Source organism: Embleya sp. NPDC005575 (assembly GCF_040605455.1).
Classification (GTDB): domain Bacteria; phylum Actinomycetota; class Actinomycetes; order Streptomycetales; family Streptomycetaceae; genus Embleya.
Window position 1 is genome coordinate 1 of sequence record NZ_JBEXCV010000138.1, and the last position, 23,993, is coordinate 23,993.

Annotated in this window: 16 protein-coding genes, 2 pseudogenes and 1 riboswitch; of the genes and pseudogenes, 8 read left to right on the forward strand and 10 right to left on the reverse strand. The window is 71.8% G+C overall.

The window, feature by feature from the left end; all coding sequences use genetic code 11:
- Both ABZS54_RS32870 and ABZS54_RS32875 read left to right on the forward strand, forming a co-directional pair.
- Positions 1-804 (forward strand): annotated as a pseudogene (locus ABZS54_RS32870) (hypothetical protein); the annotation flags it as partial.
- A gap of 291 nt (positions 805-1,095) precedes the next feature.
- Positions 1,096-2,382: a DUF3533 domain-containing protein gene (locus tag ABZS54_RS32875; RefSeq protein WP_355544459.1), complete on the forward strand. Its 1,287-nt coding sequence runs from the start codon at positions 1,096-1,098 to the stop codon at positions 2,380-2,382.
- A 144-nt stretch (positions 2,383-2,526) separates the two neighbouring features.
- Here the strand turns inward: ABZS54_RS32875 and ABZS54_RS32880 are convergent, their stop codons facing one another.
- The 6 genes from ABZS54_RS32880 to ABZS54_RS32905 form a co-directional block, all read right to left on the reverse strand.
- The gene (locus tag ABZS54_RS32880; RefSeq protein WP_355544462.1) at positions 2,527-3,372 is read right to left on the reverse strand and encodes an isocitrate lyase/PEP mutase family protein; all 846 of its coding nucleotides are present in this window, start codon (positions 3,370-3,372) and stop codon (positions 2,527-2,529) included.
- Between the two features lie 61 nt (positions 3,373-3,433).
- Positions 3,434-3,778 carry a hypothetical protein gene (locus ABZS54_RS32885; RefSeq protein WP_355544465.1) on the reverse strand — a complete coding sequence of 115 codons (345 nt, stop codon included), beginning with the start codon at positions 3,776-3,778 and terminating at the stop codon, positions 3,434-3,436.
- Positions 3,779-4,162: 384 nt separating this feature from the next.
- Complete coding sequence (menC, locus tag ABZS54_RS32890) at positions 4,163-5,263, reverse strand: o-succinylbenzoate synthase (protein WP_355544468.1); 1,101 nt, start codon at positions 5,261-5,263, stop codon at positions 4,163-4,165.
- A gap of 35 nt (positions 5,264-5,298) precedes the next feature.
- On the reverse strand, positions 5,299-6,084 hold the full coding sequence (locus tag ABZS54_RS32895) for a GNAT family N-acetyltransferase (RefSeq protein WP_355544471.1): 786 nt from the start codon (positions 6,082-6,084) through the stop codon (positions 5,299-5,301).
- A complete protein-coding gene (locus tag ABZS54_RS32900) occupies positions 6,081-7,226 on the reverse strand; it encodes a M20/M25/M40 family metallo-hydrolase (RefSeq protein WP_355544474.1) in 1,146 nt (381 codons plus the stop codon). The genes ABZS54_RS32895 and ABZS54_RS32900 overlap by 4 nt, the downstream gene beginning before the upstream one ends.
- Positions 7,223-8,260 carry a dipeptidase gene (locus ABZS54_RS32905; protein WP_355544477.1) on the reverse strand — a complete coding sequence of 346 codons (1,038 nt, stop codon included), beginning with the start codon at positions 8,258-8,260 and terminating at the stop codon, positions 7,223-7,225. The genes ABZS54_RS32900 and ABZS54_RS32905 overlap by 4 nt, the downstream gene beginning before the upstream one ends.
- Positions 8,261-8,652: 392 nt before the next feature.
- On the opposite strand from ABZS54_RS32905, the gene ABZS54_RS32910 reads away from it, so the two are divergent.
- Positions 8,653-9,849, forward strand: coding sequence for an acyl-CoA dehydrogenase family protein (locus tag ABZS54_RS32910; RefSeq protein ID WP_355544480.1), 1,197 nt, complete (start codon positions 8,653-8,655; stop codon positions 9,847-9,849).
- On the opposite strand, the pseudogene ABZS54_RS32915 reads toward ABZS54_RS32910, so the two are convergent.
- Positions 9,846-10,067: pseudogene (locus tag ABZS54_RS32915) on the reverse strand (ECF transporter S component); the annotation flags it as partial. The gene ABZS54_RS32910 and the pseudogene ABZS54_RS32915 sit on opposite strands and share 4 nt — an antisense overlap.
- A gap of 173 nt (positions 10,068-10,240) precedes the next feature.
- A riboswitch (cobalamin riboswitch) is annotated at positions 10,241-10,315 on the reverse strand.
- A gap of 463 nt (positions 10,316-10,778) precedes the next feature.
- Between ABZS54_RS32915 and ABZS54_RS32920 the strand changes: the two are divergent.
- Together ABZS54_RS32920 and ABZS54_RS32925 are read left to right on the forward strand one after the other, a co-directional pair.
- Positions 10,779-12,755: a LodA/GoxA family CTQ-dependent oxidase gene (locus tag ABZS54_RS32920; RefSeq protein WP_355544483.1), complete on the forward strand. Its 1,977-nt coding sequence runs from the start codon at positions 10,779-10,781 to the stop codon at positions 12,753-12,755.
- Between the two features lie 255 nt (positions 12,756-13,010).
- Positions 13,011-14,189 (forward strand): tryptophan 7-halogenase, encoded by a 1,179-nt coding sequence (locus ABZS54_RS32925; protein WP_355544486.1) that lies wholly within the window; start codon positions 13,011-13,013, stop codon positions 14,187-14,189.
- 291 nt (positions 14,190-14,480) lie between these two features.
- On the opposite strand, the gene ABZS54_RS32930 is transcribed toward ABZS54_RS32925, so the two are convergent.
- On the reverse strand, positions 14,481-14,930 hold the full coding sequence (locus ABZS54_RS32930) for an AMP-binding protein (protein ID WP_355544500.1): 450 nt from the start codon (positions 14,928-14,930) through the stop codon (positions 14,481-14,483).
- 293 nt (positions 14,931-15,223) lie between these two features.
- On the opposite strand from ABZS54_RS32930, the gene ABZS54_RS32935 reads away from it, so the two are divergent.
- Both ABZS54_RS32935 and ABZS54_RS32940 read left to right on the forward strand, forming a co-directional pair.
- Positions 15,224-15,427, forward strand: coding sequence for a DUF6229 family protein (locus ABZS54_RS32935; protein ID WP_355544489.1), 204 nt, complete (start codon positions 15,224-15,226; stop codon positions 15,425-15,427).
- 89 nt (positions 15,428-15,516) lie between these two features.
- A complete protein-coding gene (locus ABZS54_RS32940) occupies positions 15,517-18,423 on the forward strand; it encodes a type 2 lanthipeptide synthetase LanM family protein (RefSeq protein ID WP_355544492.1) in 2,907 nt (968 codons plus the stop codon).
- 208 nt (positions 18,424-18,631) lie between these two features.
- On the opposite strand, the gene ABZS54_RS32945 is transcribed toward ABZS54_RS32940, so the two are convergent.
- Both ABZS54_RS32945 and ABZS54_RS32950 read right to left on the reverse strand, forming a co-directional pair.
- Entirely contained in the window at positions 18,632-20,518 is a 1,887-nt protein-coding gene (locus ABZS54_RS32945) for an ABC transporter ATP-binding protein (RefSeq protein WP_355544495.1), read from the reverse strand.
- Positions 20,519-20,718: 200 nt separating this feature from the next.
- The gene (locus tag ABZS54_RS32950) at positions 20,719-23,661 is read right to left on the reverse strand and encodes an AAA family ATPase (RefSeq protein WP_355544503.1); all 2,943 of its coding nucleotides are present in this window, start codon (positions 23,659-23,661) and stop codon (positions 20,719-20,721) included.
- A gap of 137 nt (positions 23,662-23,798) precedes the next feature.
- On the opposite strand from ABZS54_RS32950, the gene ABZS54_RS32955 reads away from it, so the two are divergent.
- The coding region (locus ABZS54_RS32955; RefSeq protein ID WP_355544498.1) for a hypothetical protein at positions 23,799-23,993 on the forward strand (195 nt) is incomplete at its 3' end.

Below are 23,993 nucleotides of genomic sequence, written 5' to 3' on the forward strand. Positions count from 1 at the left end.
TGGGACGCGATCAGCGTGCCCGCCCAGACCGGCGACCCCACCTGCAACGGGAACCCGGGCCCCGACTTCTCGATGAGCGTCAACCCGACCTCGGGTTCCGTGCTCGCCGGCGCCTCGGTCTCGGCCACGGTCGGCACGACCACCACCTCGGGCGCGGCGCAGACCGTCGCGCTGAGCGCCACCGGTCAGCCCGCCGACGTCTCGGTAACGCTGACCCCGAGCTCGGTCCAGTCCGGTGCCTCCGCGACACTGACCGCGACCGCCGCCGCGAACGCCGCGAACGGCACCTACGTGATCACCGTGACCGGTACCGGCGCCTCCGCCACACACAGCGCCCAGTACACGCTGACCGTCGGCAACGCGCCCCCGGGCAACTCGATCCAAAACGGTGGCTTCGAACAGGGCACCGCCAACTGGACGCAAAGCGCCAACGACATCACCAACAGCAGCCCGGGTAACGCGCACGGCGGGACCTGGTACGCGTGGATGATGGGCTACGGCTCCACCGCCACCGAGACCGTGAGCCAGTCCAACATCACGATCCCGGCCGGTTCGCCGAGCCTGCGCGTGTGGATCAAGACCACCACCCAGGAGACCGGCAACACGGTCTACGACACTCTCAAGGTCAAGATCGGCTCGACCACGCTTGCCACCTATTCCAACGTCGGCGCCACCGGTGCCTACGTGCAACGCACGGTGAACCTGAGCGCCTACGCGGGCCAGACGGTCACCCTCACCTTCGCGGGTGCCGAGGACTCCTCGCTGACCACCACGTTCTTCGTGGACGACGTGAGCATTTCCTGATCACGCGCGACCGATGACGGCCTCGCTCCCGGCGCCCCACGCCGGGAGCGAGGCTCTTCGCCGTTCCGGCTCGGGAGGGCCTTTCGCCGGACCGAGCCGAGAAGGCCGTTTCGCCGGACCTCACCGGGAGTTGTTCCGTCGGGTTCCGGGGCGGGGTCGGGCTTTCGCTCGTCCCGCGCATCCGGGGTTTGGTCCGCCGTGGACGGGGCGACCATCTCGCCCACGGCGGCCCGCCCGTCGCCGTGCCTGCGCGCGGGTGGCCGGTCCGCCCCTCGGCCCGTCTGGAGAGTGATGGCCTCGAACCAGTCCGCCCCCTGGGTCGGCGCGGGGCAGGTGCTGCGCAACCCGCGGATCTGGGTGATGCCCTCGGTCATCGTCGGGCTGTTGGCCTTCCTGTTGTCCATGCTCTACATGGGCGGCATCATCAACCCGCGGGCGGACCTGCACCGCCTGCCGATCGGCTTGGTCGACGCGGACCGTGGCGCGCCGGCGGGCACGGCGGAGAACCTCGGCGCCCGGATCACCAAGGGCATCGCAGCCGCGCCCGATCCGGGCGACACGGTGTCCTGGCGGATCCTGGACGAGGCCTCGGTCCGGCAGCAGATGGCCTCGGGCAAGTTGTACGGCGCGATCGTGGTGCCGGCGGGCTTCACCGCGTCGGTGGCCGCGCTGGGCGCCCCCGCGCCGGCCGCGCCGACCCACCCCACGGTCACCGTGCTGACCAACCCCGGGGTGGGCAGCCTGGCCTCGTCGCTGGCCTCCGCCATCGCCCAACAGGCCGTGCACGCGGCCTCCTTGCAATTGGGCGCGGCGCTCACCGGCGCACCGCCGACCGGGCCGGGGCAGGTCACCACCGCGACCCGGCTGCTGCTCGCCGATCCGATCGCGGTCACCGTCGCGGTCGGCCACCCGATCGGCCCGCACAGCGGACTGGGCCTGACCGCCTTCTACTACACGCTGCTCCTGGTACTGGCCGGCTTCCTCGGTGGCAACATCATCGGCAACGGCGTCGACGTCGCCCTCGGCTACATGGCGAGCGAGATCGGCCCGCTGCGTACCGAACGGCCGCTGGTGCACATCACCCGCACCCATCAACTCGCGGTCAAGTGCGCGATGTCCGCCGTGTTGTCGATGCTGACCACCACCTTGATCATGCTTGCCACGATCGGCATCCTGGACATGGACGCGGCGCATCTCCCGCTGCTGTGGGTGTTCTCGGTCTGCGCGACCACCGCCGTCGGCCTGGGCGTCCAGGCGATCAACGCGGCCTTCGGCGAGATCGGTCAGTTGGTCAGCTTGTTCGTCTTCATCGTGCTGGCCCTGCCGTCCTCGGGCGCGACCATCCCGCTCCAGGCGCTGCCGCACTTCTACCGGGTGTTGTCCGTGTTCGAGCCGATGCGCCAACTCAGCGACGGTGTGCGCGCCATCCTGTACTTCGACGCGCGCGCCGACGCCGGTCTGACCCGGGCCTGGCTCGGCATCGCCTTCGGCATCGTGGCCGGTCTCGCCTTCGGCTTCGCGATGACCACCTACTACGACCGCCGACAACTGCACCGCATCGCGCCCGGCATCGAATAATTGGCCGGGCAGCGCTCAGGCCGCCCGGTTCGATACCCGGAGCATCGCCGAGATGTCGCAGTGGCGGCCCTCCACGCTCTGCGGGCCGGCACCTGGCGGTGTGCACCCGCCGGCTCGCCGACCGGTGCGAGCGGCGGCCGGCGGTCACCAGGGGCGCCGACGGCTGATGTTCTTCTCCAACAGTGCGGTCGCGGTCCGGACGCCGACCGCGTCCGGGCCGTCGGCCTCGGGCAATCGGCCGTCGGAGCGGATCAGTTCGGTCAGCGCGGCGTCGATGGCGGTGTGTGCGGCGAACAGGCAGGGGGTGCTGTAGATCGCCGCGTCCACGCCGAGTTCGGCCAGTTCGGAGAGGGTCAGGCGGGGCGACTTGCCGCCCGCGATCTGATTGAACAGCAGCGGCTTGTCGCCGACCGCAGCCCGAATCCGGCGGATCCACTCGACGCTGCGCACGCCGTCCACCAGGACCAGATCGGCGTCCGTCTTGGCGAGGGCCTTCGCCCGGCGCAGGATGTCGTCCGGTTCGGTGGCGTCGGTGCGGGCGACCACGACCAGGTCGCCGCGGCTGTCCAGCACCTGCGCCAGTTTGTCCAGGTATTCGCTCAACGGAAGCACCAGTTTGCCGTCGGCGTGGCCACAGCGCCGGGGCCGCATCTGATCCTCCAGGATCACCCCGGACGCCCCGGCCCGGCCCAGCCGTTGCACCACGTGGCAGGCCACCTCCGGGTCGCCGTACCCGTCGTCGATGTCGACCAGGAGGTGCTGCCGAGGGAAGGCGAGCCGCAGGCGCTCCACGAACGCCACCATGTCCGGCCAGGCGATGAAGCCGATGTCGGGCAGCCCGTAGTAGGAGGCGGCGAAGCCGAAACCGGAGACGAAGAAACCGTCGAAGTGCCGGGCCGCGAGGGACGCGGAATACATGTCGTGAATACCGACGAGGGGTGTGGTCTCCGCGCGGACGAGGGCGTCCCGCAAGGCACTTCCGTAGAGCACGAGTTCTCCATGTGTAGTCATCCGACTACAGATGCAGTATGGAGATCCTCGTCGATTCATGTCAATTTCCACCAACCACCCGGGTGACCTCCAGTGTCTCCACCATCCGGCGCAGCCTCGCCTCGACCCGGGCCGCTTCCCGGGTGCACACGGTGACCTCGACGGTGGCCGCACCGAACTCGGTGGAGACATAGCTGAGTCGGCGTACGCCGTGGTTGTTCAGCGTGCTGGCGACCCGGGCGAGCACGCCGCGGCCGTGTCGCATCCGGGCCACCAAGCGGGCGCTCTCGGCGCCGGGGTCGATCCCCTCGGTGCCGGGCACGGCGGCGGGGGTGGAATCGCCCGGCATCGAGGCAACGTCCGCGAATCGGGGGGCTTCGAGGACCTGGGTGCCGTCGTCAACCATGGATCGGGCTCCTGTCGAAGTGGGGTGGAGGGGCATCGAGTGGCTCGTGCGGATCGGAAGGAGGTCCGGAAAACAGAAAGACCCCTCGCGAAGCGCGAGAGGTCTGCGTGCGGACGGTGGGCCGCAGGGAAATGGTCGTCCTGGTCAGCCCGGTGTCGGCACGCTGCCGGTAATAATCATCCGACGTCGCATGACGTCGAACCTCGCACACCCGCCACGCGTCGTCCAACGCGTCTCATGATGCGGATGCCCATGTCCGCTCCATGGGCGGACGGCGCCCGACCGATCGGCTGATCGGTCAGGCGCCCTCTGTTGCTCGGAACGCGATTCGGAGCGGGGCTCGGGGCCGGACTCGCGGTCAGGCTCGAAGCGGGAGTGCGACGCTCAGAACTTGATCCACTCGCTGGACGTGGTCACCGAGTCCAGGATGTCGACGATCGGGTCGATGCCCAGGCCGGGGCCGGTGGGCACGTCGAGGTGGCCGTCGGCGAGTTCGAACGGCGCGGTGATGTCGGTGGCGTAGTAGCGGCGCGAGGCGGAGGTGTCGCCCGGAAGGATGAAGCCGGGCAGCGCGGCCAGGGCCACGTTCGCGGCCCGACCCAGGCCGGTCTCCAACATGCCGCCGCACCACACCGGCACGCCGTGCGCCACGCACAGATCGTGGATCGCCTTGGCCTCCAGGTAGCCGCCGACCCGACCGGGCTTGATGTTGATGATCGACGCGGAGCCCAGGGTGATCGCCGCCGCGGCGTCCTCGACCGACTCGATGGACTCGTCCAGGCAGATCGGGGTCTTCATCTGCTTGGCCAACTGAGCGTGCTGGACCAGGTCGTCGTCGGCCAGCGGCTGCTCGATCAGCAGCAGGTCGAACGCGTCCAGCTTGGCCAGTTGCCGCGCGTCGGCCAGCGTGTACGCGGCGTTCGCGTCCACCTGCAGCAGCAGGTCGTCGCCGAACCGCTCACGCACGGCGCGCACCGGCGCCACGTCCCAGTTCGGCTCGATCTTCAGCTTGATCCGCACATAGCCCTCGTCGACGAACTGACCGACCAGGTCCAGCAGTTCCGGAATCGAGTCCATGATGCCCACGGACACCCCGCACGGGACCCGATCCCGGGAGGCGCCCAGGAAGGACCCGAACGACTGTCCGGCGGTCCGCAGTTGGGCGTCCAACACGCCCGTCTCCAGCGCCGCCTTCGCCATCTTGTGGCCCTTGAACGGCTTGAGCGTGCGCTTGACCGTCAGCGCGTCCACCCGTTCGGGCAGCGCCGGAATCAGGAAACGCTTGAGCACGTCGACCGCGCCGTCCACGTACTCCGAGTTGTACAGCGGGTCGGACATCGCGACGCACTCGCCCCAACCCTCCGCCTCCGGCGTGACCACGCGAAGCAGCAGGATGTCGCGTGCGGTCTCGACGCCGAAGGAGGTGCGGAACGGCGCGCGCAACGGCATCGCGATTCGGCGCAGTTCGATTCCGGTGATCTTCATGGTGCCTGGGCTCCTGATCGATTGTCGGGCGGAGGTCACGCGCTGCCGGCGCGCGTGAGGATGTAGCGGGTCTTGTCCTGGAAGCCGATCACCCGGGCGCCGTCGGCGAGCAGTCCGCCGAACACCTCGCGCAGGGCGATCCGCCATTCCTTGGCGGCACCCGGGTCGGTGCGCCGCAGCGTCTCGATGTCCGCGGGGACCTCGACGAGCAGGTGTGCGGCGTCGGTGCAGCCCAGCAGCGGCCGCTCGTCTCGCACGGCCAGTGCGGTCACCGCGCCCTCCGGCACCGCGACCGGTATCGGCGTGGAGTTCACGGCCGCGATCACCTTGGGATCGGCCAGGTCCCAGACCACCATGGCCCGGTCGGTGTCGGTGCCGCCGTTGATCGCGTCGTCGACCGAGCCGTAGAAGTTGGGCAGGTAGCCGTCCGGGCGACCGGCCAGCTTGGTCACGTTGAAGTAGGCGTTGCGCCGGATCAGCGGATCGTAGGTCCAGGTGATCCGGGCGACGCCGCGGGCCAGCGCCCAGTTGCGCTGGTGCACCTTGAGCTCGAAGCCGGCTGCGTGGCCGGGGCGGGCGCCGGTGATGTGCGAGTGCAGCGTACGGGCGATCGGCGCACCGAAGAACCCGACGGTGGCACCGGTGAGTCGCCCGTCCACGTAGGCCCCGGCGACGTAGTTCCCGGCGTGCGACAGTGCGCGCATCTGTTCGACGGCCATCGGCGCGTTGCCCGGCCCCGTTCCCCAGATCTCGCAGAACAGGTGGAACGCGTCCTCGATCTCCTCGAGTTCGTGCAGCTCGCGAATGACCACGGCGTTCATCGGACCGCCTCGATCAGGCCGGCGAGCAGGAGCGTACGCGGCGCCAACTCGGCCACGATGACGTGTTCGTGGTCGGCGTGCGCACCGCCGCCGACCGCGCCGAGACCGTCCAGGGTCGGGCAGCCGATGCCGGCGGTGAAGTTGCCGTCGGAGGCACCGCCGACCGCCGCGGCACGCAGCGGCGGCAGGCCGCTGCCGCTCGCGACCCGGTCGGCGAGATCGAACAGCGCACTGGAGGAGGACTCCTCCAGCGGCGGGCGGTTGGGGCCGCCGAGCACCTCGACCCGGGCACCGCGCACGGTCGCGGTCAGGCCGCGGATCAAATCGTCCACCCGTTCCTGGGCCTTGATCGTGGGCACCCGTACGTCCACGGTCACCCGCGCCCGATCGGGAACGGTGTTGGACACCGCGCCGGCCTCGACCACCGTGGGGGTCACGGTGGTGCGCCATCCGTCCGACGCACCCTCGTCCGCCAGATCGGCCAGGGCGCCGAGTGCGAGCACCAGGTGCGCGGCCTCGATCGCCGCGTTGATCCCCTTCTCCGGCTCCAGACCCGCGTGTGCGGCCCGGCCGTGCACGACCAACTCGTATTGCGAGCCGCCCTTGCGCCCCGTCTTCAGCGCCCCGCCGTCGGCGGACGCCTCCAGGACGAAGGTCGCCGCGCAGCCGCGCGCGGAGTCCTCGATCAAGGCGCGCGAGGTGGTCGATCCGACCTCCTCGTCCCCGGTGATCAGCACACCGATGCCGTCCAGCGAGTCCAACGAGCCGAGCGCGTGGAACATTTGCACCAGACCGGCCTTCATGTCGAAGACGCCCGGCCCTCGCGCGATCCCGTCCACCACCGACCACGGGTGGGTGGCCAACGAGCCCATCGGCCACACCGTGTCGTGGTGCCCGACCAGCAGGACGCGCGGGGTACCGAACGTCCACTGGAGGTGCGTCACCCCGTCCAGCACGATCCGTTGCGGTTCGACTCCGAGATGGCGAGTTCCCTGGGCCGCGACCACCTCCGCGCTGCACGCGACCGCTGCCAGATCGGCGGAGAACGACTCGCACCGCACCAATTCCGCCAGGTCGGCCAGCATCGTGTCGGTGTCGAACGCGTTCGAACCGGCCGCGGAACCGGCCGTCGCGCCGGTCATCGGGCCAGGCCCAACTCGGCGCGGAACAGCCTCTGTACATTACCGCCAAGGATCGCCATGATCTCCTTCTCACCCAATCCACGCCGCACCAACACCTCGGTGAGCGCGGGAAGTTCGGCCGGACCGTTCAGCCCGGGCAGTTCGGCGGAGGTGTCCACACCGGTGTAGTCCGCGCCTTCGCAGCACGGCGGAGTGATGTCCGCGAGCACCTCCTGCAGGAAGTCGGGGCCGATCCCGACATGGTCGATGCCCACCAGGGAGATGATGTGCTCGATGTGGTCGACGAGCCCGTCAATGGTCTGCTTCGACCGGTCGGCGGACAGGAAGTCGGGCACGAAGTTGACGCACACGACGCCACCGGTCGCGGCCACGGCGCGGATCTGCTCGTCGGTCAGATTCCGGTGGTGATCGCACAGCGCCCGGGCACCCGAGTGGGTGGCGATCAGCGGGCGCGTGGCCCGCTCCAGCACGTGCGCCACGCCGACGGCCCCCAGGTGGGAGATGTCGAAGATGATGCCGAGCCGTTCCATCTCGCGCAGCGCCTCGACGCCGGCGTGAGTGAGCCGGCTGCCGGTGGCGTCCTCGCCGCTGCCGTCGCCCAGTGCGGACCGGCCCCAGTGCGCGATCGAGGCGACTCGTACACCGAGGCGGTACAGCGTGCGGAACAGTTCCAGGTCGGCGTCCACCCCCGGCGCGCTCTCCAGTGCCAGGACGAGCGCGATCTTGCCCTCGATGAGGGCCGTGTCGATGTCGTCACCGTTCAGGCACAGCCGTACCTCGTCCGGGTTGCCCTCGGCGATCGCGTGCGCGCACTCCACCATCCGCAGCGTCCGGCGCAGGGCGCCCTCCGGACGGAACTGGTCGTCCACGAACACCGGCAGCACCTGGATGTCCACCCCGCCCTCACGCAGTTGGGGCAGCCACTGCTCTCGGAAGAAACTCGCCCACCTGCCTGGTGGTCGTTCCACCACCGCCATCAGGAGATCGTTGTGTGTGTCCGCCACGACGGCACGGGTGTGCAGTTCGGCGCTCATGTCGCGTCCTTCCGGTTGGTGTGTAAGCGACGCTAGGCCGCGCCACGTACCGGGTTCTTCGTCCGAATGACCAATGCTGTCGACACTTTCCGTCAGCGGGCACCAATGCCACGACCCGCTCGCGGGACCTCCATACCGACGCGCCACCGGATCCGTACCCGGCAGGAGCGCGGGTGAGGCCATAGGTGGGCCGCGACGAAGAACCCGGCTCGGCTTTGTCGCGCCGGACGATCCCGGGCCATGGGCTGTGCACCTACCGTGCGCAGGTGTCCTGGTATCCCCCGGCCCGGTCCGGCGGGTCCGCGCCGCCGGCTCGGGGATCGTCCCCGGCCACGGCACCAGGTGACCCGGGCCTCCTTCCCGGCCCGCCCGTCCACCCCAGGGATGCGCCCGTGCCCGTCGACCGTCTGCTCCCCACCGACGAAGCCCACGACCTGATCGCCCGGACCCGGGCCTTCGCGGACCGCGAACTCGCGTCCCGGGTCACCGGGTGCGAGGCCGACGCGAGCTATCCCACCGGTTTGTTCACCGCCCTGGGCCGGGCGGGGCTGTCCGGCCTGCCCTACCCGGTTCGGTACGGGGGTGGCGGCCAGCCGTACGAGGTCTACCTTCAAGTGGTGGAGGAACTCGCCGCGCGCTGGGCGGCGGTGGCCGGCGCCGTGGACGTGCACACGCTGGCCTGCCTGCCGACCGCGGCGCACGGCACCGACGCGCAGCGCGAGCAGTGGCTGCCCGGCATGCTCGACGGCGCGCTGACCGGTGGCGGCAGCCGCTCCGAACCGCATGTCGGAGCCGATCCCTCGGCGGTCACCTGCCGGGCCGAGCGCACCCGCGCCGGACACCTGCTCCAGGGCACCCAACTCGCCGTCGCGCACGGGGGTCGGGCGCACTTCCACACCGTGTTCGCCCGTACTGGTCCGGCCCGGCCGGACGTTTCCTGCTTCCTGGCTCCGGGCGCCGACGAGTACCTCTACTTCGCTGCACCCGAGGAGGCGACCGCGCTGCGTGCCATCCCGACCACCGCCGCCTATTGGGACGGGGTGTACCTGGAGCCCGAGCGGCTGATCGGGGCACCGGGTCGCGGTCTGCGGATCGCGTTCGACCTGTTGGACGCGGGCCGGTTGGGCGGCGCGGCGTGCGCGACCGGACTGGCCCAGGCCGCGCTGGATGTCGCGGGCGCGTTCGTGACCGGGGCCGATCGGCACCTGCTGGCCGAGCCCGCGGGGGCGGTCGACTCCGCCCGGGCGATCTACCTGGATGCGGCCCGGCGTCGCGACGCGGGCATTTCGTACACCCGCCAGGCGTCGGTGGCCGAGCCGGCCGCGGTGGAGGCCGCGGTCAAGGCGACTGCCGCCGCGGTACGGATTCTGGGTGCGGTGGCCGACACCGACGAGTTCCCGGTGCGGCGGTATGCGCGCGAGGCTGCGGTGCTGCGCTTGCGGATCGCGCCGGCGGCGGGGGCCGGTTCGGGTGCGGGCGGCGCGGGTTCGGGTGCCGTCGGTGTGGGCGGTGCGGCGCCCGGGCCGGCCGGCCGGCGCTTCGAGGCCGGCCGTGGTGGGGCCTTGAGCGTGCGGGGGTCCGTGGTCTAGGGCTGCTTCGCGGTCGCGGTCGCCGTCGCCGGTTTCGGCGGGCCGTCGGGCTCGAAGACGATCGGTGCCTCGAAGGCCGCCTTGCGGGCGGCTCGGCGCAGCGCGGCCAGGACCGCCGGGCCCACGAGCACGATGGCGACGCAGTTGGTGATCGCGCGTCCGGTGTCCCAGCCGAAGGTGGAGGTGAGCACGGTGAAGACGAAGAACCGGTGCAGGTTGTCCAGGATGGCGTAATCTTCACGGACGGATTCCCTTCGTGACGGTGGACGCGGGCGCGGACGGCGGGAACGACGAGTCCCGGGCGTCCGGCCGAAGACAGGCGTCGGCCGCGGAATCCGGGCTTCAGCGTGCAGTCCACGACAGCTGGAGCCTTCGAGATCGAATGAACCCAGGCATTCCGACTCGCGGCGACCGGTCGGTCACCGCCTACGGTTGCGGGTCAGCGCCGGAATTCGACCGGCTTCCCCTGGGCTTCGAATATTCGGTTGTCGCACGGCGATCCGAACGGATCGACGTGCGCCGACGAATTGCGTCGGCGTCCGGAGCGTACGAGAGCGCACACCCTGCGGACAACCGTCGACCACCGGAGCCCACCGTGCCGTTCGTCACCCGGATGGCGGATCCGAGATCGGCGGCGCCGGACCCGGCGGGCACTCGCCGGGCTCACCCGCTTCCTGATTCGCACCCCGCCCGGTCGGTGTGAAGCGGACGTGGAAGCCGCGCGGCTTCACGGACTTCGGCCGGTCGCCCGTCCATCGCACGCGACGAACCCGGGCGTTGTCACCCGACTGGGGTCTTGCGCCGGGCAATCCCGGTTGGACAGCGTGGAATTGCGCACGCACGACGTGTGATCGCACGTCGGAACGAGCACACCCCGTACGGGCGCTTCGGACCCGACGGCGTGGGCGGACGAGACCAACGGGAGTGCTGTGAGCGACCGCAACGGCAACAGGCGGACGGACGACCGCATCGTCCGGGTACGGATCCATCCGGCCATCGGCGTCGCGCGCGTGGGCAACAGCACGCGCCCGGACGGCTGGTACTACGGACCGGAGACTCCCGATCCGGAGCCCTTCCCGCCGGGCTTCAGCAAGGACGCGGACGGCGCGATCAAGCGCCAGGCGGCCCGCTTCCGGCTGTACGGCCACGCCGCCGATGGGCGCGTGGTGCGCGAGGTGACCGTCGCCGACCCGGGCACCCGGATCACGTGGGGCGTGCACGTGGCCAATCGCAAGGCCGCGTGGTACCAGTTCCAGCTGCCCCTGGACATCCCCGACTCCCGGGACCCGGCGGCCAGGCCGTCCGCGCGCCGCAATCCGCACGTCACCGATCGCCGCTCGCTGGTGATCGACCCCGGCCGCAAGACGCTCGACGCCGCGGCCGGCGGCCGGGTGCCGTTCGCCGGCGGCCGATTCCTGGGTCGGGTCGACGTCCCCCTGGGCGAGATGCGCACCGACGAGCACGGTCGACTGGTGGTCCTCGGTGGACTCGGCGCCTCCGGCTCGCCCGATCATGCGCCACTGGCCTCGGTGACCAACAACGACGGTTGGTACGACGACATTTCCGATGGTCCGGTCACCGCCTCGGTCACCATCGACGGCGTCGGCGTACCGGTGGACCCGGCCTGGGTGGTGGTCGCGCCGCCCAACTTCGCGCCCGACGTGCGCACCGTGCGCACCCTTTACGATCTGCTCTTCGACGTGTTCGTCACCACCGGCCAACTGCCCTTCCCGGCCCGGGTCTCCTTCGGCGAACACATCGAGCCGATCCTGCGCCGGTTCTGCGAACTCCAGTGGGTCAACGCCGGATTCGCGGCCAAGTTCGGGTGGGCGGGCTCCGAGTACTTCCTCGCGCCCGAGGCACTGCGCCGGTTGTCCAGCCCGGCGGTCGAGCATCGCGAGATGCGTCGGCAGGTGTACACCGCGCTGCGTGACTACAACCGCGACGACAAGTCGCCGATGCCGTGGCCGTGGCTCTACGGTGACGGCATGGCCAGTGTGCCCAGGACGGTGCGCCAGTACATGACCCTGTCGCCGACCCAGGACAAGCTGCTGCTGGCGTGGTCGCGCGGGGACTTCGACGCGACTGCGTTCGCCGGATACCCGCACCGCGTGGAGGACGCGCCGCCGGCCGCGCAGCCGGGTCTGCTGGACCGGGCCGCGTTGGACTTCTGCGTGGCGGACGCGTTCCATCCCGGGATCGAGGTGACCTGGCCGATCCGGCACGCGTCCATGTTCACCGAGCCGTTCCGGATCCGGGTGCGGGCCGAGGGCGATCCCGATCCGGACTACGGCGACACGCTGACCCCGGATGCGGCGCTGGCCGCGAACGGTCCACTGCACGCGCAGGGTCCGGGCGACCTCAGTCGGTGGATGGCGGTGCCCTGGCAAACCGACACCGCAGGCTGCCGAGCGGGCTACGAGTCACAGGCCGGCCTCGGGCCGCGCTACGACCCGTACGTGCCGACGTTCTGGCCCGCGCGGGTACCCAACCACGTGCTCAAGCAGAGCGACTACGAGGCCGTCAACCGGCCGGACGGCACCGGATCGACCGATCGCGAGGCCGCGTTCGCGCACCGCGCGGTGTGGTTGCGCGGACTGACCGGAACCACGCCCGAGGCGCAGCGCCGGCAGATGGTCGACGGCTGGCACAAGCTCGGCATCGTCGAGGTGCGGCCCTACACGGTCGGAGACGGCCGGTTCCCGACGCGCATGCAGGTCGAGTCGCCGCCGGAACCGCCGTTCGATCAGGCCTCGGACGCCAACAACCTGGTCAACGTCCACGTACCGGAGCCGGCCGCGGCCGAGGCGGTCATCCGCGGCGTCGCCGACGCCACCGGACAACTTGCGGCGGACGTGACGGTGGGCTACGTCGACAACATCGACCCGTACCTGGACTCGCCCTGACCGGGGCGGGGATCGCACGGCGGTCGGATACGCGGTGACCGGCGGCGGAGCCCCGTCGCGCGTGGGCTACGCAGGGCCGCGGGTAGGTCGCGTCGTGCGTCGGAAGGCCGAGACGGGCGGCCGGGTCACGGATGGCACGCGTGTCCCCAGGCGGCGTTGCGGCGCGCGTTGGCGCGCGCGTGACCGCCGACGGCGTTGCGCCGGGCGGGGAGTGCGTGTGAGGGACGTTGGTGTCCGCTCGTGTCGGGACGTCCCGTGACCGGGGTCGGGGCGCCGATTGCCCGCCGGCAGCGCTATGACGTCGTGGTCGCCGGCGGCGGGCCGGCCGGCGCCTCGGCCGCGATCACGCTGGCACGCGCGGGGCGTTCGGTCCTGCTCGCCGATGCGGGTACCGGCCCGCCGGCGGTCGGCGAGGCGCTGCCGGGTGCGGCCCGGGTGCTGTTGGCGGACCTCGGTGTCGCCGAGCACGTCCCAGGGCCTGGCCATCTGCCCTGCTACGCCACGCTGTCCGCGTGGGGGTCGCCGCAGCCGAGCACGGTCTCCGCGATCAACGACCCGAACGGGCCCGGCCGGCACCTGGATCGCCCCCTGTTCGACCGCAGATTGCGCGATGGTGCCCGGGCGGCCGGTGCCGAGGTGGCCGAGCACACCCCGGTCGGCGCGCCGGTGCGGCGGCCGGACGGCAGCTGGTCCGTGCCGCTGGGACGGCCCGTCCGGCGCGAAGTCGTGGGCTGCGACTGGGTCGTCGACGCGACCGGACGCCGTGCGACGGTGGCGATCGGGAGCGGCGGCGCCCGCCGCCACACGCACGACGCACTGGTCGCGGTGCACCTGACCCTGACCGATCCGGCCGAGCCCGACACCGACGCGAGTACGCTGGTCGAATCCGGCGCGGACGGTTGGTGGTACACCGCGCTGCTGCCCGGCGACCGGCGTCTGGTGGTCTACTTCACCGACGCCGATCTGCCCGCCGCGCGAGCGGGTGACCCGGCCCGCTACCGGGCTCTGCTCGCCGAGACGAGTCAGGTCGGCCCACGGCTGGCCCGGTGGCCGCTGCCGACGGAGGCGGTGCCGCGCCGAGCGCCCGCGCATGGCGCGCATCTGGACCGCGTCTGCGGTGACGGCTGGATCGCGGTGGGCGACGCAGCCGCCGCGTTCGACCCGCTGTCCGCGCAGGGCATCCTCAGCGCGCTGTACACCGGCCTGACCGCCGGCCACACCGTCGAGGCGTGTCTGGCGGGTCGCCGGGATGCGCCCGACGCGTACCGGGCCCGGCTCACGGACCTGCTTCGGGCCTACTGCCGCAACCACCGCGACGCGTACGCGGCCGAGCGCCGCTGGGCCGACCGCCCATTCTGGCAGCGGCGGCATCTTGCCTCGCAGGCAGGCGAGTTCGTGGTCGAACCGGATGTGTCCCGGTCCGAGGTCGGGTGATCGAGGACGCCGACCGATGGATGCGCGACGCACTACACCGCGGCCGGGCGGCGATCGACCGCCGGTCGGGTCGCGAGTCGGCGCCGTGGGTGTCCGGCGAGGGCAGCGGTGCTCGGGTCGGCGGCCTGGATCTGCGCCATCGCCGCGCGCGAAAAGCGCGGTGAACGCGAAGTCGAAGGACAACGACTGGGCCAGACCGTAGACCGAGCCGGGCACCACCTCGAACCGCTCGCAGCGCGTCGGCGCCGTGTTCGGGAAATCGGGTGCGCAGGTCGCGCTCGGTCAGCGCGTTCAGCACCAACGTCCGGCCCGCGTTGGTGCCGATCGGGAACGCGTGCAGGAAGTGTCGCGAGTGCGCCAACTGTCGCCGTCGGGGGGCCGGTTCGAATGGGGCGGCGCCGCTCGGGCCGATCCGGGGCGGGTCGATGCGCGTCGGGCGTACGGCCGCCCTCGGCCCGGTCCGCGGCGGACGGAGTCGGCGGCGGGCGAACTCCACGCGTCGGTCGGTGCCGGCCGGATATCGGCGCCGTGCAGGACGGCGGTGGCGGCGCAGTGGGCGAGCATCGTGTGCAGGGCGGCGGGCGGCAGCCGCTTCGGGAGTGGCACGGCGACCGCGCCGGCCCGATGCACCGCGCAGTAGGCGACCGCGTAGTCGGCCCATTCGCGGCCGGCGAAGATCAACGCGATCCGATCTCCCTCGCGCACGCCGCGCGCACGTAACTCCCGGGCCAGGGTGTCAATGGACTAGACCAATGACAAGAGCCGGGCGGTATCCCGGTGCGGATCCGGGCCGGAAATCGCACGCCGGACCGCTCCGCACGCCCCACGCACCCGCACCGGTTGGTCTGCCGACGTCGGATGAACCAGCCAAATCCCGCTCCGGAAAAGGGAATTCATCGGTCCGAAACAGGGTCTGTCGCAGCCGGGCTTCCGGCGCTAACGTGAGCCTGCCGCACTTCCCTAACCCAGGGTCGATGACTGGTGAACCCGGCGTACCCGCCGGGAACGTCGGGCATCGGCGGAAAGGTATCGTTATGCACACCGCATCGAATGCCGCTCGGAACACCGTCGTCAACGCCTGGCGCTCCGGCGCCGAATCGGCCGACGGCGTGGAGAACCCCGCCGGTTCGCTCTACATCGGCGGAACCGCAACCGAACAGGGCCTCACCGAGATCGACGTCGCCGCGATCAGCTGCGGCACCGCGTGCTCCTGGTCGCGCACTCGCGCCTGCTGTTGATCCGTACCTCAACGACCCGCCGTTCGGAACCGTCGCACCGCGACGGGCTCCGGGCGGCGGGTCCGTCATCGATGGGTGGCGATCCGCGCATGGCAATCCCGGTCCGGCCCCGCCCGGTGGTGACGTACGACGACGCAGGCGAATTCGACGCCGCGTTGGAGCCCTTGATCGAGCCCGCCCTGGACCGCTTCCGACGCCGGCTGCACGCGGTGCCGGATCCCCTGTCGGCGGCCGAACGGGACACCCTGCAACAGGCCGCCCACCGCTCCCTGCTGGGCGCGGTCCGCCCCAAGGCCAACCGGCTGCTCCTGCTCGAACTGCACGCCGCACGGATCTCCGGCCGACTCACCCGGGACACCAGTGAGCAGCGCTGGGACGAATTCCTCGAACTCGCCGCCGAGACGCGCTTTTGGAGCGAACTCGACGCGGACTACCCGGCGTTCGCGCCGCGCCTGGACCGGGTGATCCGCAATCGCTGCGCGGCGCTGCTCGCCCTGGCCCGCCGCCTGGCCGCCGACCGCCCGCGCCTGACCGAGCTGCTCGGCACCCCGCCCGGCGAGCTGATCGAGATCGGCTTGGACGCCGGTGACTCGCATCGCGGCGGCCGAACCGTCGCCCTGGTGCGCTTCGAAGCCGGCCGCGCGGTGTACAAGCCCCGTCCGCTGGCCGTGGACACCGCGCTCGCCACAACCCTGGACGCACTCCTGGCCGGCACCGCGCACGCGGACCGGATCAGGGTCCCGCGCGTCCTGCTCGGCGACGACTACGGCTGGGCCGAGCACATCGAGCACCGCCACTGCGCCGACATGCGTGAACAGGCCCGCTTCTACCAGGGCCTGGGCGAGTGGATGTGCGTGATGCAACTGCTCGGCGCCACCGACCTGCACTCGGACAACGTGATCGCCCAGGGCCCCGTCCCGTGGGTGGTCGACTGCGAAACCTTGTTCAGCCCCGAACCGAACGTGGGCGAAAGCGGACTCGGCGACGCCTTCGACACCGCCGCCGCCTCGGTCCGCCGAACCGTGCTGCGCACCGGGCTACTGCCCATGCGGCTGGCGCAACTCGTACTCCAGGGCGTGGACATGTCCGCCGTGGGCGCGCTGCCCGAGCAACAACCGCGCATCCCGGTACCGGTGATCGCCGGCGCCGGCACCGACCTGGCCCGCCTGGCGATGGAGCCCGCCGAGGTGGCCGGTTCAGCCAACCTGCCCGCTCCCGACGCGGATCCGATGGCCCATCAGGACGACATCGTGCGCGGCTACCGCGACCTGCGCGGCCGACTCGACGGCCTGGACCGGGCCGGCCGCCTGTGCCCGATCCTGGACGCCTTCCTCGGCTGCGACCTGCGCGTGGTGCTGCGCCCCACCCAGGTCTACGTCGAGATCGCCCGGATGCTCTGGCACCCCGCGTCCCTGCACGACGAGCCGGCCGCGGTCGAGCGTGCCCGGGATGTGCTGACCCGGCAGGCGAAGGCCCTGCACGGCGCGCCCTCCACACCCGAGGTGGTCGGTGCCGAGGTCGCCGATCTCCTCGACGGCGACATCCCCTTCTTCGGCGTGCGGCCCGAGGACGGCCGGATGGACGGCCCGCGCGGCACCACTTGGGGCGAGCCGGTCCGGTTGATCGACGCGAGCGTCGAGCGTTGGCGGGCGGGCGACCCGGAGTTCGAGGAGGTGATGATCCGCTCCTCGCTGCTGGGCGTCTATCGCGATCGCAGCGCGATGCCCGAGGCGAATCGACGCCGGGACCTGCCGGTCCGGACCGGCCGGCTGGACGAACGTCGCCGCGACCTGGCCGCTCGCATGGCTCGGGACCTGTGCTCACGAGCCGTGGTGGGCACGGACGGCACGGCCACCTGGATAGGACCGGTATACACCGAAGGCGGGTTCAGCGTACGGCCGTTCGCCGCCGACTTCTACAGCGGGCAGGCCGGTGTCGCACTGGCGCTGGACGCCTATCTGGCCCAGTCGCGCACCGGTCGGGTCCCGACGGTGCCCGAGCTGGACGCCATCACCGACGGCGCGATCCGGGCGCTGGCCGCGATGGAGGACGCGGTACCCGTCACCCGGCTCGGCGCCTTCGACGGGATCGGCGCGGCGGTGCGCACCTGGCTGGCGCTGGGCGCGACCTCGGGCCGGCAGTCGTACCTGGACCGGGCCATCCGGCACGCGGAGCGCGCGTCGGATCTGTTGGCCCAGGACTCGATCCTCGACGTCGCGGGCGGCGCGGCCGGGCTCGTGGTCCCACTGCTGGCACTGGCCGAGCGGACCGGCGACGACCGTTGGCGCGGCGTCGCGGAGTCCGCCGGGGCGCTCCTGGTCGAGCGCGCGGTCGTCGAGGACACCGAGCACGGACGGGCGGCCCGTTGGCCGACCGCACTCTTCCCGCACGGTATCGGCGGATTCGCCCACGGCGCGGCGGGCTTCGACTGGGCACTGACCCGCCTGGGTCTGGTCACCGACCACCCCGAGCAGCTCGAACTCGCCCGGCTGGCCCGCGCGTTCCAGGAGAACCTGTATCGACCCGAGGTCGGTGCCTGGCTCGACGGCCGGGAGGCGGACCAGGTCCTGTACCTGGACTCCTGGTGCCACGGCAGCACCGGCATCGGCCTGGCCGCCTGGGACCTGTACGTACGCACCGGCGACCACGCCCATCTGGACCGCGCACTCCGCGCCGCGGCGGCGACCCGGCGCACCGGCTTCGGCTGGGACTACACCCTGTGCCACGGCGACCTGGGCTCCTGGGAACTCCTGGACACCCTCCTCCACGGCGCCCCCGAACGCCTCCGCACCCACGTCCCCGACGCCCCCACCCCCGACGACCTGGATGCCCTCCTCCTCACCGCCCTGGAAACCTACGGCCCCCTCACCAAGTCCACCACCGACACCACAACCGGCCTCCTCCCAGGCACCGCCGGCGCCCTCCACCAACTCCTCCGCCTGAACCGCACCCCCACACACCGCCCCCCATCACTCCTACTGCTCGACGAGCTGTAGGCGGGGCACTTCCGGGCCAATCAGCCCGGTCGGCGCATGAGGCCACCCAGCCCCGCCGGCGCATGAGGCCACCCAGCCCGGCCGGCGCATGAGGCCACCCAGCCCGGCCGGCGCATGAGGCCACCCAGCCGGGCAAGCGCATGAGGCCGCCCAGCCCGACGTGCGCACGAGGCCCGCGACGCCAAAGGCGAACCCCACCAAACCCAACTCAACCGTACGCCGCCGCCTGCAACCGATACAGCTCCGCGTACAGGCCCCCCTCCCGCATCAACTGCTCGTGCGTACCCTGCTGCGCCACCGCACCACCCCGAAGCACCACGATCCGATCGCATTCCCGCACCGAAGCCAGCCGATGACTGATCAGCACCACCGTCCGCCCCGCCGCCAACCGCCGGATGTTCGCGTACACCGCGTGCTCCGCCCGCGCGTCCAATGCCGCCGTCGGCTCGTCCGCGATCAACAGCCGCGCATCGCGATAGAATCCGCGCGCGATGCCGATCCGCTGCCACTGCCCGCCGGACAGATCCACCCCGGCCCGGAACTTCTTCGACAACAACGTCTCGTACCCGCGCGGCAGTCGCGAGATCAGCCCGTCCGCGCCGGCGTCCCGCGCCGCCCTCTCCATGGCCGCGCCGTCCGGGTCCACCCGATCGGCGCGCCCCAGCACGATGTTGCCGCGCGCCGTCAGCGGCCAGCGGGTCGGCTGCTGCATGACCAGCGCCACCTGCTCGCGGATCCCGACCGGATCGACCTCGGCCAGATCGACGTCGTCCCAATGCACCGTGCCCTTGTCCGGGTGGTAGAGCGCGGCCAACAGGAGTGCGAGCGTGGTCTTTCCCGACCCGTTCTCGCCGACCAGGGCCACCGTCTCCCCGCGACGGATCACCAGGTCCACCCCGCGCAGGGCCGACTGCGCGCTGCCGGGATAGGCGAAGTACACGTCCCGCAGCCGGATCTCGGCGAAGCCGACCGGCACCGCCCGGGTCGCCGACGGCCGCGAACGCGCGCTCGCCTCGTCCAGGAACGCGTGATAGTCGGTGATGTACAAGGATTTCTCATAGAGCCGGTCGACGGCCACCATCAACGTGGCCAGCGAACCGCTCGCGGTGCGCACCGCCAACACCGCCGTGCCCGCCACCGCGAGCGGCACGATCTCGGCGCGCACCAGCAGGCCAAGCGCGACGTAGGTGGCGCCCAGTGCCAGGCCGGACAGGGTCCGTCCGATCACGCCCACCCGGACCTGCGCATAGCCGACCCGGACCTCGGCCCGCTCCACCGACCCGGCCAGCCGCCGGAATTCGGCGAGCAACGGCCGCTCGGCGGTACAGGCGCGCACCTCCGCCGCCGCCTCCCGGGCGCTGAGCAGATCGGCGAACAGCCACAGCCGCCGATACAGCGTCATCCGCTGCACCATGCCCTCGAAGCCGATCCGGGCCGAACGCAGCGCCGCCCACCCCTGCGGTGCGATCGACAGGGCCAGCAGCGGCAGCAGTACCGGATGCAACCCGGTCACCACGCCGATCCCGACGAGCAGGCCGACCAGCGCCCCGAGCAGCTCGACCGCGTGCCCGAGGGCCAGTTGCGCGTGGTCGATGCCGCGATCCCGGGCCCGGGCCAGCGCGTCGTGCCAGTCCGCGTCGTCGAACGCGCCCAGGTCCGCGCCGACCGCCGCGGCGTGCAGCCGGTTCTCGGCCACCCGGCGGATTCCCGGCGACAACCGCGCCTGGGTCGCCGCCACGACAGTCTCCAACCCCGCCCGCAGTGTCGTGGCCAGCACCACCGCGACCACCGCGGGCAGCGCCGCGCCGACCCGATCCGGCGCCGGCCCCGAGGCGAACAGCGCCCCCAACGCCCGTGCGGTGGCCAGCAATGCCAGGGCGGTGGCCACCCCCGCGGCCGACTGCGCGAGCACCAGCAGCCACGTCGCACGCCGACTCGCCGCCCGGGACAGCCGCCACACCTGGGCGAGCGCGACCGGCAACCGGGTGACCATCCGTCCCAGGCCCGCGTTCGCCGCGTCCCCGTCGAACGGAGTGTCGTACCCTTGCCCCAGCTCGTCGAACTGGCCCATTTCCGCAGGCACTTGCCCGGTCATCCTCGAACCCCTCCCGGCCGACAAGTACGGTATGCCCGGCACCGGGGTGCGCTACGGGTGTCGATGGGTTCGAAAGCCCGGCGAAACAGATCCGGATGCCGTGGCCGCCGGACACGTTCACCTGTGCTCGGCCGTTCACCGGCTTGGCCCGAACTCGACGCCGCGCCGGGAAGCGTCCGCCCCGCCGTCGGCGCCCGACCCTAGTCCGGGATCAACCCTCTGCGCCGAGCCAGCGCCACCGCCTCGGTGCGGCGAGACGCACCGACCTTGGCCATGATGTTGGAGACGTGCACACTCGCGGTCTTGGCGCTGATGAACAGCTCCTCGCCGACCTGTCGGTTGGTTCGCCCTTTGGCCAGCAGCTGCAACACCTCCTGCTCGCGCGCGGTCAACATCGCCTCGCCGGCCGGCGCCGAGCCCGGATCGCCCAGTCGCGCGCGCCGAACCGCCGCGTCCACGGCGTCCCGCAGCGGCACCGACCCCAGCCGATCCGCCGTCTCCCGCACGCGCCGCGCCAGGTCGGCCGCCTCGTCCCGACGGCCCACCGCCACCAATGCCTGGGCCAGCCGCAGTTCGCTCCGCGCGCCCTCGAAGACGTTGCCGTAGCCGTACGCCTCGACCGTCTTCTCCCACAGCGCGACGTCCGATTCGCCGGACACCCGCGACCACTCGGCCTCGGCGCGCAGCAACCAGGCACGACCCTCCGACCCGGTGCTCGGATAGCGACGACCGGGCCAGCCGGCCGTGGTACGGGCCAGTTCGATGAACTCCCGTGCCGTCGCGACCGCTTGCCCCACGTCCTCGGTGTCGCCCGCCGCCCGCAGCTCGGCCGCCGTGTCGCCGATCGCGGACAGCGCCAGGGCGGACAGCCGGATGCCCACGTCCGGGTACGGGTTGCGCTCCTCGGCCAATTCACCCAGCACACGTCGCGCCCAGTCGGCCGCCGCGTCGGAATCACCGCGCCAGGCCGCCTCGTCGGTCAGCACCAGACCGCCCACGAGCGTACCCAGCCAGTTGAACGGGCGCGCCTCGAACAGGGCCCGCGCCCGCTCCGCGACACCGGGCTCGCCGCGACCCAGCGGCACGTGCAGTGCCGCCCCCGCGACGTGCCCGAACGCCGACGACGTCACCGTCGAGGGCACCGCCGCCAGGGCGTCGTCCCAGTGACCCAGTGTGTACAGGAGTTGGGCGCGCAGATAGCGCATTTCGAGCGGGAACGGCGACGAGGACCTGGTGGTACGCCGGGCCAGTTCCAGGCCGTCGTCCAACCAGCGCAGGCTCTCCTGGAGGAGGCCGGACTCGAAGGAGCCCATCGCCAGGCTGAACAGCGCCCGCAACTCGATCGTCGTGTTGCCCGACCGACGGGCCAACTCGCGGGCCTGTTGCAGCCGTTCGCGACCTTCGGGGGACTGCCGACTGGCCCACTCCAGGCCGGTCAGCGAGATGATCGCGTCGGCGAGGGCGTCGTCGGTTCCGAGTTCCTCGGCGACCGCCAGCACCTGGCGACCGACCCGCCGGGCGGTTTCGTCGTCTCTGGAGTAGTACGCGGCCTGCACATACGTGGCCGCCGCCCACAACCACGTGCGTGACGGTGGCTCGGCCGGGATCATCGCGAGCGCCTGGCTGCTGAACTCGAACGCGGCCTGCAGCTCGTCCACGCTCATCAAACTGGAGGCGAGCGTATAGCGGACCGTCACCGCGAGGTCGACGTCCGCGTGCGCGCCGAGCCGGTCCAGCGCGGTACGCGCGAACACGACGGCGCGGTGCGCCTCTCCGGCCCGGACTGCGGCCGCGGACGCGCGCAACATCAGTGACACGTCGTCGGTGTCGACCAACTCCCGCGCGTTCGGCACCGCGTCCCACACCTCCAGGGCCGCCTCCAGCCGGCGCATCTCCTCGGCGGGTGCACCGACGCGCGCGGCGTGATCGGCCGCCTCGACCGACGCGGTGAGCGCACCGGGCAGGTCGTGACCCGCCCGGTGATGGTGGGCGCGCTCGGCGGCACTGCCTGCCCGCCGCCGCGCGTCCCCGAGCAGACGGGCGAACACCCCGTGAATCCTCACTCGTTCGCCAGGCAACAGGTCCGCGTACGCCGCCTCGCGAATCAGCGCGTGCCGGAACGCGTAGGCGTCCCCCTCGGCGGCCACCAGCAGGTGCCGTCCGACCGCCTCGCGCAGTGCGGTGTCCAACTCCTCGTCGGGCAGGTCGACAGCGTCCCGGAGCAGCCCGTGCTCGACTCGGCGGCCGCCCACGGCGGCGGTGCGGATCACCCGCTGGGCGGTGCCGGACATCTGCTCGATCCGAGTGAGCAGCACCTCGGCCAGGCCGCTGGGCACGCCGCCGGCCGTGGCATCGGTCGCGGCGCGCAACTCTTGCGCGTAGAACGCGTTGCCCTCGGCCCGCTCGACGATGGCCCGCACGGTGTCCTCGGGCAGCGGATCGGCGGCCAGGCCACGGACCAGGCTGGCGACGTCGTCGTCGTCCATCGGCCGCAGATCCAACCGCCCGACGGAGGGCAGCCGAACCAGCTCGGCCAGCAGCGGGCGCAGCGGGTGTCGCCGATGCAGGTCGTCGGAGCGGTAGGAGACGAACACGGTGAGCCGCTGGTACGCGGCGCCGCCCGGACGCTGTGGCAGCAGCCGGCTGAGCAGGAAGCGCAGCAGGTCGCGGGTCGACTGGTCGGCCCAGTGCGAGTCCTCGACCACGAGCAGTACGGGAGCCTGCTCGGCGAGGTCCCCGAGCAGCGCGGCGACGTCCTCCAGCAACCGCAGCCGCACCCCGGCGTCCGGCAGCGCACCGGCGTACTCCGCCGCACCCCCACCGGCCCGCAGCAGCCGCTCGACAGCCGGATGCGCGGCCAACACGTCGGCATACCGCACATCGGCGTCCAGCCCGCGCAACACCTCGACGAACGGCAGATAGGGCAGCCCGACATCGCCGAGGTCCACACAGTGCCCGGTCAACACGGTCATCCCGGCCCCGGCCGCCCGAGCAGCCGCCTCCGCGAGCAACCGCGTCTTGCCCACCCCGGCGTCCCCCGCGAGCAACACGGCACACGGATCCCCCGCCCGCCCCCGCGCCAACGCCTCCTCGAGCCGGGCGACCTCCTCGCCCCGCCCCACCAGCGCCGCATCCCAACCCATGTCAGTCACCGCGCAATCCTCACATGCGCCAACGACACAGGACATCCCACCTCGGCTGCGTGTTCCCCCCCAAATCCCCGAAGCGGCCCCACTGCGCCTCGATCCACCCGTCGGCCGGCTCAATCGGGAACGCCACGGTGACCGGCGAGGCCGAGTCGTCCTCGACGTCGGCCCTGCTCACGGCGGAAATTCGTTCCACCAAGGGGCATCGAGTGTTTCCGGATCCACGCCGAGATCGCAGGGACTATCAAGGACTCGGTGTACACCCTGAGCAAAGGGAGTATCCGATGACCGACGTGGCGATTACGACGACCGGGTCGAGTCCGGTGGAG